Origin of the sequence: Salipiger abyssi, assembly GCF_017311415.1 — a bacterium.
Classification (GTDB): Bacteria; Pseudomonadota; Alphaproteobacteria; order Rhodobacterales; family Rhodobacteraceae; genus Salipiger; species Salipiger abyssi_A.
Map to the genome: position 1 here is coordinate 1 of NZ_JAEKIS010000023.1, position 17,345 is coordinate 17,345.

At 65.2% G+C, this 17,345-nt stretch carries 15 protein-coding genes; 5 read left to right on the plus strand and 10 right to left on the minus strand.

Translation table 11 applies throughout. The annotated features are described in order from the left end of the window. Window positions 1-676: 676 nt before the first annotated feature. The 3 genes from msrQ to I6N89_RS21650 all read right to left on the minus strand — a co-directional run bounded on the left by msrQ (window position 677) and on the right by I6N89_RS21650 (window position 3,760). Complete coding sequence (msrQ, locus tag I6N89_RS21640) at window positions 677-1,294, minus strand: protein-methionine-sulfoxide reductase heme-binding subunit MsrQ (protein WP_207020502.1); 618 nt, start codon at window positions 1,292-1,294, stop codon at window positions 677-679. Next, a complete protein-coding gene (msrP, locus tag I6N89_RS21645; protein ID WP_207020503.1) occupies window positions 1,294-2,196 on the minus strand; it encodes a protein-methionine-sulfoxide reductase catalytic subunit MsrP in 903 nt (300 codons plus the stop codon). The genes msrQ and msrP overlap by 1 nt, the downstream gene beginning before the upstream one ends. 70 nt (window positions 2,197-2,266) lie before the next feature. Continuing rightward, complete coding sequence (locus I6N89_RS21650) at window positions 2,267-3,760, minus strand: FMN-binding glutamate synthase family protein (protein ID WP_207020504.1); 1,494 nt, start codon at window positions 3,758-3,760, stop codon at window positions 2,267-2,269. A gap of 105 nt (window positions 3,761-3,865) precedes the next feature. On the opposite strand from I6N89_RS21650, the gene I6N89_RS21655 reads away from it, so the two are divergent. Beyond that, on the plus strand, window positions 3,866-4,303 hold the full coding sequence (locus I6N89_RS21655; RefSeq protein ID WP_207020505.1) for a DUF302 domain-containing protein: 438 nt from the start codon (window positions 3,866-3,868) through the stop codon (window positions 4,301-4,303). Window positions 4,304-4,449: 146 nt separating this feature from the next. Here the strand turns inward: I6N89_RS21655 and clpB are convergent, their stop codons facing one another. Continuing rightward, entirely contained in the window at window positions 4,450-7,065 is a 2,616-nt protein-coding gene (clpB, locus tag I6N89_RS21660) for an ATP-dependent chaperone ClpB (protein WP_207020506.1), read from the minus strand. A gap of 266 nt (window positions 7,066-7,331) precedes the next feature. Between clpB and pyrF the strand changes: the two genes are divergently transcribed. Both pyrF and I6N89_RS21670 read left to right on the plus strand, forming a co-directional pair. Continuing rightward, window positions 7,332-8,051 carry an orotidine-5'-phosphate decarboxylase gene (pyrF, locus tag I6N89_RS21665; protein WP_207020507.1) on the plus strand — a complete coding sequence of 240 codons (720 nt, stop codon included), beginning with the start codon at window positions 7,332-7,334 and terminating at the stop codon, window positions 8,049-8,051. Window positions 8,052-8,135: 84 nt separating this feature from the next. Beyond that, window positions 8,136-8,453, plus strand: coding sequence for a hypothetical protein (locus tag I6N89_RS21670; protein ID WP_207020508.1), 318 nt, complete (start codon window positions 8,136-8,138; stop codon window positions 8,451-8,453). A gap of 4 nt (window positions 8,454-8,457) precedes the next feature. Here the strand turns inward: I6N89_RS21670 and I6N89_RS21675 are convergent, their stop codons facing one another. Then, window positions 8,458-8,826, minus strand: coding sequence for an NUDIX domain-containing protein (locus I6N89_RS21675; RefSeq protein ID WP_236016774.1), 369 nt, complete (start codon window positions 8,824-8,826; stop codon window positions 8,458-8,460). Between the two features lie 91 nt (window positions 8,827-8,917). On the opposite strand from I6N89_RS21675, the gene I6N89_RS21680 reads away from it, so the two are divergent. Beyond that, window positions 8,918-10,171, plus strand: a complete 1,254-nt coding sequence (locus tag I6N89_RS21680) for a DNA polymerase IV (protein ID WP_207020510.1) — start codon at window positions 8,918-8,920, stop codon at window positions 10,169-10,171. A 6-nt stretch (window positions 10,172-10,177) separates the two neighbouring features. Here the strand turns inward: I6N89_RS21680 and I6N89_RS21685 are convergent, their stop codons facing one another. The 4 genes from I6N89_RS21685 to I6N89_RS21700 all read right to left on the minus strand — a co-directional run bounded on the left by I6N89_RS21685 (window position 10,178) and on the right by I6N89_RS21700 (window position 15,159). Next, on the minus strand, window positions 10,178-10,507 hold the full coding sequence (locus tag I6N89_RS21685; RefSeq protein ID WP_076698243.1) for a DUF3775 domain-containing protein: 330 nt from the start codon (window positions 10,505-10,507) through the stop codon (window positions 10,178-10,180). A 152-nt stretch (window positions 10,508-10,659) separates the two neighbouring features. Beyond that, window positions 10,660-11,790 (minus strand): DNA recombination protein RmuC, encoded by a 1,131-nt coding sequence (locus tag I6N89_RS21690; RefSeq protein ID WP_207020511.1) that lies wholly within the window; start codon window positions 11,788-11,790, stop codon window positions 10,660-10,662. Beyond that, window positions 11,787-13,640, minus strand: coding sequence for a DNA mismatch repair endonuclease MutL (mutL, locus tag I6N89_RS21695; protein ID WP_207020512.1), 1,854 nt, complete (start codon window positions 13,638-13,640; stop codon window positions 11,787-11,789). Before mutL ends, I6N89_RS21690 begins: the two co-directional genes overlap by 4 nt. 292 nt (window positions 13,641-13,932) lie before the next feature. Further along, window positions 13,933-15,159, minus strand: a complete 1,227-nt coding sequence (locus I6N89_RS21700; protein WP_207020513.1) for a urate hydroxylase PuuD — start codon at window positions 15,157-15,159, stop codon at window positions 13,933-13,935. A gap of 278 nt (window positions 15,160-15,437) precedes the next feature. On the opposite strand from I6N89_RS21700, the gene I6N89_RS21705 reads away from it, so the two are divergent. Further along, window positions 15,438-15,812, plus strand: coding sequence for a rhodanese-like domain-containing protein (locus tag I6N89_RS21705; protein ID WP_207020514.1), 375 nt, complete (start codon window positions 15,438-15,440; stop codon window positions 15,810-15,812). Between the two features lie 86 nt (window positions 15,813-15,898). Here I6N89_RS21705 and I6N89_RS21710 read toward each other — a convergent pair whose 3' ends face one another. Next, entirely contained in the window at window positions 15,899-17,299 is a 1,401-nt protein-coding gene (locus I6N89_RS21710) for an aspartate aminotransferase family protein (RefSeq protein ID WP_207020515.1), read from the minus strand. Between the last annotated feature and the right edge of the window lie 46 nt (window positions 17,300-17,345).

The window sequence follows — 17,345 nt, forward strand, 5'->3', positions numbered from 1 at the left end:
CCAGAGCCGCCCGCATATCTCTTCAGATATCTGCGATGTCAAAGAGCGTGAGAGACAAAAACCAGACCAGTGCGCCCTAACTTCTTCGGCGCGCCCGCCCGTCAAGCCTCTCGATGTTACCTCCGCCTCGTCTGCGTCAGCGCCTCGTTTCCTCGTCGCCGCCGCCCCGTCTGGCGTCCCGTTGTGCGCCTCAGCGCCGCCGGTGAGGGGGTGTTTACGGATTGATGCCGGGAGCCGCAAGCGGTTTTTGAAGAAACCGTCATCTTTTTTTTAATTTCTTGGATTATCATTTTAAAACAGAATCTTACGGAGGGAATTTTTTCAAAGATCGTGGATTTTCACGATGCCGGCCCGTCGAACACCCGCGCTCTGCCACCAGATTTTGGGTTACTCACAGGGTTATCCCCAAGAAGACCCGATGCACCCCGATTTGCGAGGCCGAGTCACACCTCAGATCGGCCCGAAAACCGCGTCACACCCCTCCCGACTCGTGCGGTAAACTCCGGAGGCCAGCCTCCGCGCGCGGGATTTTCCACCTCCGGACAGCAAAAATCGCCGATTCCGGCGGAATCGGCGATTCATCTTCTGCTCCGCAGCGCGTCATCACCCCCGTGATCCCGCTGAAGCCCTGTGCGGTTTGGAAAGAACGCGAAGAAAAGGCGGGCCTGCGCGCCGCTCAGCCGCGCTGACGCGCCCGGTCCGGGCTGCCGAGCGCCGGCAGCCGCAGCGCCAAGAGCCCCAGGATCGCCGCCAGATAGATCAGAGGCTCTATCTGAAAGCCCTTCGCCAGCATCACGTAATGCAGCCCGCCCAGCAGCACCGCGCCATAGGTGAGCTTGTGCAACTGCCGCCAGCGCTTGCCGCCCAGCCGCCGCAGCGACAGGTTGTTGGAGGTCAGCGCCAGCGGGATCAGCAGCACAAAAGCCGCCATGCCCACGGTGATATAGGGGCGTTTGACGATATCCGCCCAGATCTGCGCCGGGATCTGCACATCGAGCAGCAGCCAGACCAGCAGATGCAGCGTGACATAGAGAAAGGCGATGAGCCCGAGCGCGCGGCGGAACTTCAGCAGGTTCACCCCGGCATGTTTGCGCAGCGGCGAGATGCAGAGCACCGCGATAAGGAGCTGCAAGGCCAGCTCGCCCAGCGCATGCTCCAGCGCCTTGATCGGCTCGACGCCAAGCCCTCCGGTCAGCCCCAGCCAGAGATACCAGAGCGCCGGGAGCGGACACAGTATATACAGGGTCCAGTTCGGCACCCGCCGCGCCAGCCTGTTGATCCTGTCGGCGATCATCAGAAGAACTTGCCCAGATCCATGCCGGCATAGAGGCTTGCCACCTCCTCCTCATAGCCGTTGAACATCAGCGTCGGCTCGCGCTTGGCAAAGAGACCGCCGCCGATCCGGCGCTCGGTGGCCTGGCTCCAGCGCGGGTGATCCACCTCCGGGTTCACGTTGGAATAGAAGCCGTATTCGCGGGCATTGGCCTTGTTCCAGCTCGTCGGCGGCTCATCCTCGGTGAGCGTGACGCGCACCACCGACTTGATCGACTTGAAGCCGTATTTCCATGGCACCACCAGCCGCAGCGGCGCGCCGTTCTGTTTGGGGATGTCGCGCCCGTAGATGCCCGTCGCCATGATGGTCAGCGGATGCACCGCCTCGTCGAGCCGCAGCCCCTCCACATAGGGCCAGTCGAGCACCCGGTAGGCGGTGCCCGGCATCTCGTCGCGATTGAGCACGGTTTCGAAGGCCACATACTTCGCCGAGGATTGCACCCCCGCCAGATCCAGCAGGTCGGCCAGCTCGAACCCGGTCCAGGGCACCACCATCGACCAGGCCTCGACGCAGCGGAACCGATAGATGCGTTCCTCCAGCGTCATCTGCGCAAGGATGTCTTCGAAAGCGTAATCGCCGGGGCGGTCGACCAGCCCGTCGATCTTCACGCTCCAGGGCGCTATGGTCAGCGCGTCGGCGCGGCGGGCCGGGTCGTCCTTACCGGTGCCGAACTCATAATAGTTGTTGTAACTGGTGATCTCTTCCCAGCTGTTGGGCTCGAGCGCGGCGTCGGCGCGCGCACCGCCGGCGAGCCCTGCCAGCGCCAGGCCGGCAGAGCCGCCCAGAAGCTGACGGCGGTTCAGCCAGATTGCCTCGTCGGTAACGTCCCGGTCCTTCAGACCGCCTTTCCAGCGCAGTGCCATGGGGCCCTCCTATGCTCCTGTCCTCGAAGGAAGGTAGCTGCGGAGGGCCGTTCCACAAACCAACAAAGACTCACGTTGCGGTGTCTGTCCTGTAACTTGGGCGGATCTTGTTGAACGGGATCGAGCTGCCATCCGCCTGCACGATGCGCACATGGCGCCGCCGCATCTGGCGCGGCTCCGAGACGCCCACCGAATGCGCGATGGTCTCGACCTCCTTGATGATGCCCTTGGCGTAATTGGCGACCTTGGCATATTTGTCCTCGACCACGAGCCCCTTTTGCAGGCGCGGGTCGTGGGTGGTGATGCCGGTCGGGCAGGTGTTGCGGTTGCATTTCAGCGCCTGGATGCAGCCCATCGAGAACATGAAGCCGCGCGCCGAGGTGATGAAATCGGCGCCGAGACAGATCGCCCAGGCCACATCCGCCGGGTTCACCAGCTTGGCCGAGGCGACGATGCGGATGCGGTCCTTGAGCCCGTAACGGTCGCGCAGGTCGACGATGCGCGGCAGCGCCTCGCGGATCGGCATGCCGACAAGGTCGATCAGCGGCATGGGCGCGGCCCCGGTGCCGCCCTCGCCGCCGTCGATGGTGATGAAGTCGGGCGCGCTTTCGGCGCCGCGCTCGACGATCATCTCGAAGAGATTCTCCCACTCGTCCGACGAGCCGATCACGGTCTTGAACCCCACCGGCTTGCCCGAGACCTCGCGGATATGGCCGATCACGTTCAGCAGGTCGCCGAAATCGTCAATCTCCCTGTGACGGTTGGGCGAGATCCCCGCCTGCCCGACCTTGAGCCCGCGAATGGCCGCGACCTCTTCGTTGACCTTCTCGCCGGGCAGGATGCCGCCCTTGCCGGGCTTGGCGCCCTGGGCAAGCTTGAGCTCGAACATCTTCACCTGCGGATCGGCGGCCACCGCACGCAGTTTCTCGTCGCTCAGATTGCCATGCTCGTCGCGCAGCCCGAACTTGGCGGTGCCGATCTGGAACACCAGATCGCAGGGCGCCGCCTTGTGATAGGGCGAGAGTCCTCCTTCGCCGGTATTGAGCCAGATCCCTGCCTTGAAGGCGCCCTTGCTCAGCGCCTCCACCGCCGGGCGCGAGATCGCGCCATAGCTCATGCCCGAGATATTGAAGATCGACTTGGCCACGTAAGGCACCCGCGCATGCGGGCCGATCACCATCGGCTCGGTACTGGCGAACTGATCGTCGAGCGGCGGGAAGACCGCATTCACAAAGATCGGTGTGCCGGGAATGTTGAGATTGCGGGTCGAGCCGAAGGCCACGGTATTGTCGCCGCCCTTGGTGGCATTATAGACCCAGTCGCGCTGCGCCCGGTTGAACGGCATCTCCTCGCGGTCCATGGCAAAGAAATACTGGCGAAAGAACTCGCCCAGCTTGGTGAACAGCCCCCGGAACCGTCCGATCACGGGATAGTTGCGGCGGATCGCGTCGCCCGCCTGGGTACGGTCGATGACAAACAGCGCCACCGCCAGAAGCATGGCGGCACCGATGACCGCGATAAAGACCAGCGCAAGAATTTGCAGGGCATACATAGCCGGGCCCATCCTATCCCCTCATATATTCATTGATTTGCATGATTAGCGGTTTGCAGGTATCACCGGCACAGTGACAATCGCCGCCGGGTTCGGCAACCACTGGGGAGGAGAGAGATGAAAAAACTGCTGGCAATGCTGGCCTTGGCCGCCGGCCCCGCGCTCGCGGAGGAGGTCGTGACCTACGACACCGACCAGAGTTTCGACGATGTGACCTTCGGTCTGGAGAGCGCGATCATCGATGCCGGGCTGGTCATCGACCATGTCAGCCATACCGGCGACATGCTGGAACGCACCCGCGCCGATGTCGGCTCGGATGTGGTGATCTTCGATCACGCGGATATCTACAGCTTTTGCTCGGCGCAGCTTTCGCGCGAGGTGATGGAGGCGGATCCGATGAACGTGATGTTCTGCCCCTACGATATCTTCGTCATGGTCCGCCACGATGCGCCCGAGGTCACCACCATCGGCTTCCGCGCCTATCCCGAGGGCGAGATGCAGAAGATCCAGGAACTGCTCGACGGTCTCGCCCGCGCCGCGATCGGTCTCGACTGAGCGCAGCGGACGGTGGGCAGATTGCCCACCCTACGGGATCTGCGGCATATAAGTAGGGTGGGCAATCTGCCCACCGCCCCGTCACCCCACCGCAACGAAAAAGGCCCGCCGGTTGGCGGGCCTTTTCCTATTCATGACCACAAGGCTCAATGCACAACGGCATCGTCCGGGCGCGGGCGGTTCGAGGCACCGACACGCTCACCGATCAGCAACCCGTCGGCCCCGGCGCTCACCGGCACCGTGTCGCCGTCGTGGATATCGCCACCGAGGATCATCTCGGCCAGCGGATCCTGCAAGGCGCGCTGGATCACCCGTTTCAGCGGACGTGCGCCGAAGACTGGGTCGTAGCCCTCCTCGGCCAGCCATTTCTTGGCCGGCTCGTCCAGCTCCAGCCGCACCTTGCGCTGCGCCAGACGTTTGAGCAGACGCGCCAGCTGGATCTCGACGATGCCATCCATATCGTCCCGCTTCAGCCGGTCGAAGATGATCGTCTCGTCCAGACGGTTGAGGAACTCGGGGCGGAAATGCGCCCGCACCGCGTCCATCACGTCACGCCGCGCCTGCGAACTGTCCGCGCCTTCCGGCAGCTGCGACAGAGCCTGCGAGCCGAGGTTCGAGGTCAGCACGATCATCGTCTGCTTGAAATCGACCGTGCGGCCCTGACCGTCGGTCAGCACCCCGTCGTCGAGCACCTGCAACAGCACGTTGAACACGTCCGGATGCGCCTTTTCGACCTCGTCGAACAACACCACCTGATAGGGGCGCCGGCGCACGGCCTCGGTCAGCACACCGCCCTCGTCATAGCCGACATAGCCCGGAGGCGCACCGATCAGACGGGCCACGGAGTGTTTCTCCATGAATTCCGACATGTCGATCCGCACCATGGCGTTGTCGTCGTCGAAGAGGAACTCCGCAACCGCCTTGGTCAGCTCGGTTTTCCCCACGCCGGTCGGCCCGAGGAAGAGGAACGAGCCCAGCGGACGGTTCTCGTCGTTCAGCCCGGCACGGGCCCGGCGCACGGCATTCGCCACCGCCTTCACCGCCTGGTTCTGACCGACAACCCGCTTGTGCAGCCCGTCTTCCATGCGCAGGAGCTTCTCGCGCTCGCCCTCCAGCATCTTGGAGGTCGGGATACCCGTCCAGCGCTCGACCACCTCGGCGATCTGCTCGGGACGCACGGCCTCTTCGACCATGACATCGTCCTCGGCATTCTCGGCCTCGGTGAGATTTTTCTCCAGCTCCGGGATGCGCCCGTATTGCAGCTCGCCCGCCTTGGCGTAATTGCCCTCGCGCTTGGCGATCTCCAGCTCGGCGCGCAGACGGTCGAGCTCTTCCTTGATGTCGCGGGCCGAGGCCAGCTTGTCGCGCTCGGCCTGCCACTGGGCGGTCATCTCGGCGGATTTCTCCTCGAGCTCGGCCAGCTCCTTTTCCAAGGTCTCCAGCCGGTCCTTCGACGCCGCGTCGTCCTCGAGCTTCAGCGCCTCGACCTCGATCTGCATTTGCAGGATGTTGCGGTCGAGCTGGTCGAGCTCTTCGGGCTTGCTGTCGACTTCCATGCGCAGACGGCTGGCCGCCTCGTCCATCAGGTCGATGGCCTTGTCGGGCAGGAACCGGTCGGTGATGTAGCGATGCGAGAGCGTCGCCGCCGACACCAGGGCAGAGTCCGAGATCCGCACGCCGTGGTGCAGCTCGTATTTCTCCTTGATGCCGCGCAGGATCGAGATCGTGTCCTCGACCGTGGGCTCCTGCACCATCACCGGCTGGAAGCGCCGGGCGAGGGCCGGGTCTTTCTCCACATGCTTGCGGTACTCGTCGAGCGTGGTGGCGCCGACGCAGTGCAGCTCACCGCGAGCCAGCGCCGGTTTCAGCAGGTTGGAGGCATCCATCGCCCCGTCCGCCTTGCCCGCGCCCACCAGCGTGTGCATCTCGTCGATGAAGAGGATGATCTCGCCCGCGGCGCTCTCGATCTCCTTCAGGATGGATTTCAGGCGCTCCTCGAACTCGCCGCGATATTTCGCGCCGGCGATGAGCGCCCCCATGTCGAGCGCCAAGAGCCGCTTGTTGCGCAGGCTCTCGGGCACGTCGCCATTGACGATGCGCAGCGCCAGCCCCTCGGCGATGGCAGTCTTACCGACACCGGGCTCACCGATCAGAACGGGGTTGTTCTTGGTCCGGCGGGACAGCACCTGCATCGAGCGGCGGATTTCCTCGTCGCGGCCGATGATCGGGTCGATCTTTCCCTGTTCGGCACGCTCCGTCAGGTCCAGCGCATATTTCTTCAGCGCCTCATAGCCTTCCTCGGCATTGGCGCTGTCGGCGGTGCGGCCCTTGCGGATGTCGTTGATCGCCTCGTTGAGCTTTTGCGGCGTCACGGCGCCCGCGTCCAGCGCCTCCTTGGCGCCGGATTTCTCGATGGCCAGCGCCATGAGAATGCGTTCCACGGGGACAAAGCTGTCACCGGCCTTCTTGGCAATTTTCTCGGCCTCGTCCAGCACCTTGGCGGTGGCGCTGTCGAGATAGATCTGCCCGGCATCGCCGCCGACTTTCGGGATCTTGGCGAGCTTCTGCTCAAGCGCCTCGACCACGCGCGTGGGCTGGCCGCCGGAGCGGGTGATAAGATTGGAGGCGAGCCCCTGCTCGTCATCCATCAGCGCCTTGAGAATATGCTCGGGCGAGAGCCGCTGGTGGCTTTCCCGCATCGCGATGGTCTGCGCCGCCTGAATGAAACCGCGCGACCGTTCCGTGAACTTCTCCACGTTCATCCTGTCTCTCCTTCCATAAGCGCCCGAACGGAAAATTGGCGCCTGCTTGGCAGCACGCCGGGTCTCGGGCCTCATCACAAAAGATGGTCGGCCAAGCGCGGCGCTTCAAGCCCCGTGATCACAAAATCCGGCACGGCGGGGAGGCAAATTTCTTCGAAGAAATTTGCAAATCCTTTCGAAAGGATTTGTCCGCCCCTGCCCGAGGCTTGACCTCGCGGAGCCGGCACCGCATGACACCCCCGTCCCCAGATCACAGGAGCGCCCCCATGTCCGACGACCGCCTGATCGTTGCCCTCGACGTGCCCAACGCCATCGAGGCGCTGCACCTGACCCAGTCCATCGGCGATGCGGTCTCCTTCTACAAGATCGGGCTGGGCATGCTCACGGGGGGCGGTCTGGCGCTGGCCAACGAGCTCAAGCAGGAGCACGGCAAGCGCATCTTTCTCGACATGAAGCTCTTCGATATCGGCCAGACGGTGGAGAACGCGGTGCGCGGGCTGGCGCAGTTCGATCTCGATTTCCTCACTGTGCATGGCGACCCGCATGTGGTGCGCGCAGCCAAGGAAGGCGCCGGCGGCAAGGATCTCAAGATCCTCGCGGTGACGATCCTCACCTCGCTCGACCGCGCCGATCTCGACAACAGCCTGATCCGCGACGGCGATATCGCCGACCTGGTTGTCGAACGCGCCGCCCGCGCCTTTGAAGCCGGCGCCGACGGCATCATCGCCTCGCCCAACGAAGCCGCCCGCATCCGCGCCCTGCCACAGGCCGAGGGCCGGCTCATCGTCACCCCCGGCGTGCGTCCCTACGGCACGGCAGATGACGACCAGAAACGTATCGCGACGCCGGCCAGCGCCATCGCCGCCGGAGCCGATCACATCGTCGTCGGTCGTCCGGTCTGGCGCGCGCCCAGCCCGCGCGACGCGGCGCTGTCGATCCAGCAGGAACTGCGCTCGCCGCAGGCCCAGCGCCCCAACCGGGGCTGACCTTCGGGCGGGCGCAAAAGCAGTCTCGGGAACCCAGCGCGGCGCTCTGCGTTTTCTATCCACAGAGACCGCAGGAGCAGGACGATGACACAGACCCCCGCCCAGATCGGCAACCTGACCTACAATGCCGCCGAGGAACGTTTCGAGGCGCTGGTGACCTTTTACACGGATGCGGGCCGCCTGCGCGTGCCCAGCCGCTATCCGGCGCCGCTGAACGCGGAGTTTCCCGAGATCTCGCGCGGGCTCATGTCCGACGCGATGCGTGCCCGGCAGGCGCCGGATCGGCTGCGCTCCCGCCTGCGCCCCTCCGCAGCCGAGCCGTCGCGACAGCCGCGCAAGGAAGAGCCGCGCCCGCGCCGCGCCTTCGACTGGCTGCGCCTCTGGCATGGCGACGCCGCGTGACCCTTCAGGGCCGCCCCGAAAGATAGGCGCTCAGCAACGCGCGGAAATGCGGAATCGCATCCTCGCGCGCCGCATATTCCTGCGGAGGCATGAGCTGCCAGCCATAACCCTCATCGCCGAAACTCACATCTCCGACACGCTCCGCCGGCAGATGCGCGGCGAAAAACCAGGCCTGCCCGTGGCGGTGGCGCCAGATCAGCGCGTCTTCAGGCAGGTCTATCCCAACCTCTTCGCGGGTTTCGCGCAGGGCGCAGGCCTCGGGCGACTCGCCGGCCTCGCGCCCGCCGCCGGGAAAATCGAGATAGCCCGGCCAGGGGATCCCCGCGGTATGATCGCGCCGGATCACGAGGAGATCCTCCCCGAGAAACAGCATCACTTTCGCTCCAGCAAAGCTCACATCGTGGCCCTGACCTCTGTTACCGCCTATACTGCACAGGTAACCATTCGCTTCGGAATTACCAGCCATGCCAGCGCTGTGCCGCGATTGCCTGACAGAGTTCGAGACCGGACCCCGCTGCCCGGCCTGCGGGCGCCCGCGCATCGTCTCGCATGACGAGCTGTGGTCGCTCTCCATCGCGCATATGGATTGCGATGCCTTCTATGCCAGCGTCGAGAAACGCGAAAATTCCGAACTGGCCGACAAGCCGCTGATCATCGGCGGCGGCAAGCGCGGCGTCGTCTCGACCGCCTGCTACGTGGCGCGCATCCGGGGGGTGCGTTCGGCCATGCCGATGTTCAAGGCGCTCCAGCTTTGCCCGGACGCGGTGGTGCTGAAACCGCGCATGTCGCTCTACGCCGAGGTCTCACGACAGATTCGCGGCTTCATGGAAGAGCTGACGCCCGCGATCGAACCGCTGTCGCTGGACGAGGCGTTTCTGGATCTGACCGGCACCGCGCGGCTGCACGGGCATCCGCCGGCGGTGATGCTGGCACGGCTGGTGAAGCGCATGCGCGACGAGCTGGGGCTGACCGGCTCCATCGGGCTTTCGCATAACAAGTTTCTCGCCAAGATCGCCTCGGATCTCGACAAGCCGCACGGGTTTTCGGTGATCGGAAAGGCCGAGACGCAGGAGTTCCTGCGCCCGCAGCCGGTACGGATGATCTGGGGCGTGGGCCAGGCGGGGCAGGACGCGCTGGACCGCTCGGGCATCCGCACCTTCGAGGATCTGCTGCGCTGGCAGCGCGAGGATCTGATCGCGCGGTTCGGGTCGATGGGCGACCGGCTCTGGCATCTGGCACGCGGCGAGGACAAGCGCCGCGTCACCCGCGATGCGCCGGTGAAGTCGATCTCGAACGAGACCACCTTTCACGAGGACACCGCCGATCCGGATATTCTCGACGGCCATCTCTGGCGGATGTGCGAAAAGGTCGCCGACCGCGCAAAGGCCAAGGGGCTTGCGGGGCGGGTGGTGACGCTCAAGGCGAAGCGCGCCGATTTCAAGCTGATCACCCGGCGCCACGCGCTGGAGGATGCGACGCAGATGGCCGACCGGATCTATCGCGAGGCGCGGGCGCTGTTCGACCAGATGGGGCCGCGCGGTCCCTACCGGCTGCTGGGGGCCGGGATCTCGCAGCTTGTGCCCGCCGATCAGGCCGACCGGCTGGGCGATCTGCTCGACCCGCAGGCGACGAAACGCGCCAGCGCCGAGCGGGCGACGGATGCGATCCGCGCCCGGTTCGGCGGCGATGCCATCGTCAAGGGGCGTGCGCTGCGCTGAACCGGCTCAGGCGCCGCGGCGCAGCAGCTCGTCTTCCTCGTCGGAGGAATCGTATCCCAACGCTTCGAGACCGGCTTCGAGATGGTCGGCCACATGCGGCGTGCCGATCAGGTAATCGGCGGTCGGCGTCGAGGCTTCGGACACGGCGGTGGCATAGGCCTCGGCCCATTCGTCGGCATCGAACGCGTCGCGACCGATCCACATGATCGCGACCAGCGCGGCCTGTTCCTCTTCGGTCATCTGGTCGATGACCCCGCGCAGCTCGCCTTCGCCCCGGTCGATCTCGCGCGCCAGCAGGATCACATGGGCGACCTTCCGGACACTGATCTCTTCCATTTCCCGTCTCCTCTATCTGGTCCGGCAGCATGGGCCGGGGCCGGCCTCCCGTCCTTGATCTTGCGCAAGAATACGGCAGGACGGTCGGTCTGGCAAAACATCTGCGATGCGGCATACGTAAGTTTGATACCGGGGGGAAGGGCGACGTGCTTTCAGGAGTTGCGCGGCAGCGGCACAACCGTATCCCCGCGCCGGTCCTCGAAATCGAAATTGTCGAGCCGGCGGGCGCGTTGGCCGGCTTTGTCGGCGCTGATGCGGATCTCGGCCACGTCCTTGGCGGCCTGCCCGAAATGCCGGTCGAGATTCTCCACCCGCGTGCCCAGCCGCTCGACATCGGCATTGAGTAACGCCAGCTCGCGCCTGATCGCGCCGGCCTGCTCGCGCATCCGCGCATCCTTGAGCACCGCGCGCAGGGTGTTGAGCGTGGCCATGCAGGTGGTGGGCGAGACGATCCAGACCCGCAGGTTGAAGCCCTCGCGCACCACTTCGGGGTGGTTGGCGTGCAGCTCGGCATAGACCGCCTCGGAGGGCAGGAACATCAGCGCCGAATCGGCGGTCTCGCCCTCGATGATGTAGCGGCTGGCGATGTCGCGCAGATGTTTGCGCACCGAGAGACGAAAGGCCTGCGCAGCGCGGGTGCGGCTGTCGCCCATCTCCGCCCTTTGCAGTGCCTCATAGGCTTCGAGCGGGAATTTCGCGTCGATGACGATGGGACCCGGCGGTTCGGGCATATGGATGAGGCAATCGGCGCGGCGCCCGTTCGACAGGGTCGCCTGAAGCGTGAAACTGTCGGCGGGCAGCGCCTTGGACACGATATCGGTGAGCTGGATCTCGCCAAAGGCGCCGCGCGTCTGCTTGTTCGACAGGATGTCCTGAAGCGACAGAACATCGCCCGAGAGCCGCGAGATATTCTCCTGCGCCCGGTCGATGGCCTTGAGCCGTTCCTGCAACTCGCCGAGGCTGTGGGCGGTGCGCCGGGCGGTGCCGTGCAGGCTTTCCGACATATGGCCCTGAACCTCGGCGAGCCGGCGCTCCATCAGCTCCAGCATGGCGGTCTGGCTTTGCAGCTGCGCCTCGGTGACATGATGCAGCCCGCCGGACAGCCGCTCCTGCCCCTCGCCCAGCGCCTGCACGCGGGCATTGAGCTGGGCCAGCGGCTGCGCCAGACGCGCCGCGCGGTTGGCTGCGCGGATCGCCAGCGCCATGACCAGCAGCAGCGCCCCCAGCGCCAGCGCAGCCCAGAGGCGCGGATCGTCCAGCGCGAGCGTCAGCGGGTCGGTCATGTGCGTCCGAAAAGCCGCTCGATATCGGAGAGCTTCAGCTCCACATAGGTGGGCCGGCCATGGTTGCACTGGCCGGAATGCGGCGTCGCCTCCATCTCGCGCAGGAGCGCGTTCATCTCCTCGGCGCGCATGCGGCGGCCCGAGCGGATCGAGCCGTGGCAGGCGACGCGGGAGAGGATCGCCTCGATTTTCTCCTGAACCAGTTGCGAGCTGCCGTAATCCGCCAGCTCGTCGAGAATGTCGGAAAGCAGCGCCCTGGCGTTGACCTCGCCCAGAATCGCCGGGGTTTCGCGCACGGCGACGGCGCTGCCGCCGAAGGGTTCGATACTGAGCCCCATGCGGGCGAGATCTTCGGCGATCGACAGCAGCCGCGACAGGTCGTCGGCGGAGAACTCGACAATCTCGGGGATCAACAGCGCCTGGGCGGCGACGCCGCGCTCGGCCATCTGGTGTTTCAGCTTTTCATAGACGAGGCGCTCATGCGCGGCGTGCTGGTCGACGATGACGATGCCGTCGCCGGTCTGGGCGATGATGTAGTTCTCGTGCACCTGGCCGCGCGCGGCGCCCAGCGGGTGGCTCTCATCGGCCCCTTGCGGCGCCTCTTCGACCGGGTCGACGCGGCCGGAATAGTCCTGCGCCATCTCGGCAAAGCCCGCCTCGGGCGGCTGCGGCGCGGGCATCGGTGCCTGTGCTTTCCACGCGGTGGAGAGCGCGCCCTGCGAGGGCCGGTCCATCTGATACACACGCGGCGGGCCGGAAGGCTCGGGCCGCATCGCGCCCAGCGTCGCGCCCGCCACGGTGCTCGACGCGCGGTGCCCGGCCTCGGCCAGTGCGTGGCGGAGTGCCGAGACGATCAGCCCGCGCACCACGCCGGGATCGCGGAACCGCACCTCGGATTTCGCCGGATGCACGTTCACATCCACCTTGTGCGGGTCGCAATCGACAAACAGCGCCACCGCCGGATGCCGCTCGCGGCTGAGGAAATCCGCATAGGCGCCGCGCAGCGCACCATGCAGCAGCTTGTCCTGCACCGGGCGCCCGTTGACGAAGAGATACTGCGCCACCGAGGTGCCGCGCGAATAGGTCGGCAGCGCCGCAAGGCCGGTGAGGCGGAACCCCTCGCGCTCGGCGTCGATGCTGAGTGCATTGTCGGTGAACTCCGCCCCCATGACCTGCGCCAGCCGCCCGCGCAGCGCATCGAAGAGATCGCCCGAGCAGGGGTCGGCGCGGAATGTCACGCGATCCTTGCCCTCGCTCACATCGCGCAGGGTAAAGCCGACCGAGGGCTCGGCCATGGCCAGCCGCTTGATTACCTCGGAGATCGCCATCATCTCGGCACGGTCGCTGCGCAGGAATTTCAGCCGCGCCGGCGTGGCAAAGAACAGATCGCGCAGCGTGACCACCGTGCCGCCGTTCAACGCGCAGGGTTTGACACCGGACATCTGCCCGCCGGAAACGGAAAGCTCGGCCCCCTCCTCGCCTGCGGCTCGGCTCTGGATCACCAGCCGGCCGACGGCGCCCAGAGACGGCAGCGCCTCGCCGCGAAAGCCAAAGCTGTGGATATTCAGAAGATCGCTGCCGTCGATCTTCGATGTGGCGTGGCGCGACAGCGCCAGCGGCAGCTCTTCGGGCGACATACCGCAGCCGTCGTCGCTGACCCGGATCAGCGTCTTGCCGCCGTCCGCCACCTCGACCGTGATCCGCCGTGCGCCCGCGTCGATGGCGTTCTCGACCAGTTCCTTGACCGCCGAAGACGGGCGCTCAACCACCTCGCCCGCCGCGATCCGGTTGATCGCGGCGTCGTCGAGCTGGCGGATAACAGGGCGGATATTGGGGCTAAACGTATTCATTCCACAAAACTTAGCAGGTCCGCCGCGATTCTGAAACGGGCGAATGCGGCTGTGGGGCAACAGTGTTGCGCATGGAACCAAAGTCGCAATCGACCCATTAGGGAAATATCTGCAAACTACATGCGAGGATGGCGCAGGAATATTTCAAGACCATTCGAGCAGACCGAGGAGACAGACCATGCCCGTGACCCGTTTCACCTATGAAACCATCGCAGCCCTTTACGGCGAACCCTTTGCCAAGGTCTGGTTCCGCCCGGTCTCGGCGGTCTTCAAGGACACGCAGTAACCCGGCTCAGCCCTCACCCGCCGCTTCGAACCAGCGGCGGATGACCTCACGTTCGCTGTCCTCCATGAAGGACAGGTTGGCGGGGGGCATGGCGCGGCTCAGCCCGGCCTGAAGATAGATCGCCTTGGCATTGGCCGCGATGCCCTGCGCGCTGTCGAGATGCACGCCCTTGGGCGCCCAGGCCAGCCCGTCCCAGCCCGGCTCGGCGCTGTGGCACATGGAGCAGCGGCCCAGCACGATATCCTGCACATCCTCGAACCCTTCGGCCTGCGCATAGCGCAGCGTGGCGCCCTGCGCCTCGGCCTCCCAATCCGCCTCGCCCGGCAGGTTCGCCGTCGACAGCCACATGATCGCGATGAAGAGCAGCGCTGTGACCAGCCAGGTCCAGTAGGGCGTGCCCTTGCGCGCATGCATGGTGTTGAAGAAATGTCGGATGGTGACGCCCATCAGGAAAACCAGGCTGGCGATGATCCAGTTGTATTCGCTGGCAAAGGCCAGCGGGTAGTGGTTCGACAGCATCAGGAACAGCACCGGCAGCGTCAGGTAGTTGTTATGGGTCGAGCGCTGCTTGGCGATCTTGCCGTATTTCGGATCGGGCGTGCGCCCGTTGATCAGGTCGTCCACCACCACCTTCTGGTTCGGTATGATGATGAAGAACACGTTGGCGGTCATGATCGAGGCGGTGAAGGCGCCAAGATGCAAGAGCGCCGCGCGTCCGGAGAATATCTGCGTATAGCCCCAGGCCATGGCCACCAGGATCACGAAGAGCAGCAGCATCAGCCGGGTGTTGTCGTCGCCGAATTTCGATTTGCACAGCAGGTCGTAGCAGATCCAGCCGATTGAGAGCGACAGCAGCGAAATGACGATGCCGAGCCAGATCGGAATGTCGAGCACCTCAGGATCGACCAGATAGAATTCCGCGCCGAGGTAATAGACCAGCACCAGCATGGCGAAGCCCGACAGCCAGGTGACGTAGCTTTCCCATTTGAACCAGACCAGATCGCCGGGCATTTGGTCGGGCGCCACGAGATATTTCTGGATGTGGTAGAAGCCGCCGCCATGCACCTGCCACTCCTCGCCATCGGCGCCCGAGGCGAGGTTGCGGTCGCGATGCAGCCCGAGATCGAGCGCAATGAAATAGAAGGACGAGCCGATCCAGGCGATGCCGGTGATCACATGCAGCCAGCGCACGGCGAATTCGATCCACGATTCGATTGCCAGAAAATTGATCATGTCCCGTCTCCGTCCCGTTCCCGGCGCGCCGGCCTGCCGCCGCCAAACGCCCTCTTTCCCTCTAGAAAACCGAAACTGCAAAAAATTGCATCACGAAAACAGCATACCAGTGCAGCGCAGCGGGATTTGCCCGGGTCTCTGCCCGCGCGGTGACCAATCCGGCGCGCGTGCCCTCGCGGCGGGATGCCGCGGCGCGGCACCGCCCCCTTGCGGAACGGGAAGCGGCGCCGCACTTATCGAACAGAGAGTTTCTCACAACCTCCGAAAGGATAGACGCCATGAAAACCGAACAGGTCGGCGACGGCATTCTGGAAACCTGGACCGTCGACGAGGTCGCCGAGGCCTTCGACAGGAACGAGATCGTTCTGATCGACGTGCGCACCCCGCAGGAATTCATGTTCGAACATGTGGAGGGCGCGCTGCTGATGCCGCTGGCCTTCTTCAAGGCCGAAAAGCTGCCGGGGCAGAGCGACAAGCGTATCGTGTTCCATTGCGGCTCCGGCGTGCGCTCCGAGCGCGTGGCGCGCGCCGCGCTCGATGCCGGCTTTGGCCGCGTCGCCCATATGGAAGGCGGGTTCGGCGCGTGGAAAGGCGCCAAGAAGCCCTATATCGGCACAAATATGGCCACCGGCGCACCGCATCTGGTGAGCTAGGCCCCCTTTGGCCCCGCCCCGGACTTGATCCGGGGCCTCACGCCAAATTCGCAGAGGCCCCGGATCAAGTCCGGGGCGGGATGCGCTTAACCGCGCGTCCCCGCGACCATCAGCCCTTCGGACTTGAGCGCCGCGTGGCATTCGTCGAGCGATTTCCAGGCGCGCTCGATCAGCGTGTCGATCTCACCCTTGCTCAGCACCAGCGGCGGCGAGATGATCATGCGGTCGCCCACATGGCGCATCACCAGATTGTTGGCGAAACAGCGCTCGCGACAGATATAGCCGACGGTGCCGGCATCCGAGGCGAAGGGCGCGCGCGCCGCCTTGTCCGGGGTGAGCGCAAGGGAGCCCATGAAGCCGACAATCTTGGCCTCGCCCACCAGCGTGTGCTCGGCCAGCGATTCGAATTTTTCCTTCAGATAGGGGCCGGTTTCGTCACGCACCCGGGCGACGATGCCCTCCTCGTCGAGAATGCGCAGGTTCTCCAACGCCACCGCGCAGGCCACCGGGTGGCCGGAATAGGTATAGCCGTGGTTGAATTCGGTCCCCGAGATCACCGAGGCCACTTCGTCCGAGAGGACCGAGCCGCCGATGGGCTGGTAGCCGGAGCTCAGCCCCTTGGCGATGGTCATGATGTCCGGCGTGATGCCCATGGTCTGCGAGCCGAACCAGTTGCCGGTGCGCCCGAAACCGCAGATCACCTCGTCGGCGATCAGCAGGATGCCGTATTTCTTCACGATGCGCTGGATTTCCGGCCAGTAGGTCTCGGGCGGCACGATCACGCCGCCGGCGCCCTGCACCGGCTCGGCGATAAAGGCCGCGACCTTTTCCGGCCCGATCTCCTCGATCGCCGCCTCTAGCTGACGGGCGCGTTCCAGGCCGAACTCCTCGGGGCTCATGTCGCCGCCCTCGGCCCACCAGTTCGGCTGGTCGATATGATGCACATCGGGAATCACCCCGCCCTGCCCGTGCATGCCCTTCATGCCGCCGAGGCTCGCCGAGCCCACCGAGGAGCCGTGATAGGCGTTCCAGCGCGAGATGATCACCTTGCGCTCGGGCTGGCCCTTTTCGGCCCAGTAGGTGCGCACCAGACGGATATTGGTGTCGTTCGCCTCCGAGCCGGAGGAGGCATAGAAGACATGGTTGAGATCGCCCGGCGCCAGCTCTGCCAGCCGTGCCGAGAGCTGGATCGCCGGCACATGGGTGGTCTGGAAGAAGGTGTTGTAATAGGGCAGCTCTTCCATTTGGCGCGCGGCGGCGGCGGCCAGTTCCTTGCGCCCGTAGCCGATATTCACGCACCAGAGCCCGGCCATGCCGTCGAGGATGCGCTCGCCCTCGCTGTCGGTGAGCCAGCAGCCTTCGGCACGGGTGATCACCCGCGCGCCCTTTTTCGCAAGATCGGCACCGGTGGTGAACGGGTGCATGTGGTGGGCGGCGTCCAGCGCCTGCAATTCGGCGGTGGGCGCGTTGGGAGAAATGAGCGTCATGGCCGCGACTCCTGAATTCTGGGGTTTGTCGCGCAGAATATGATCA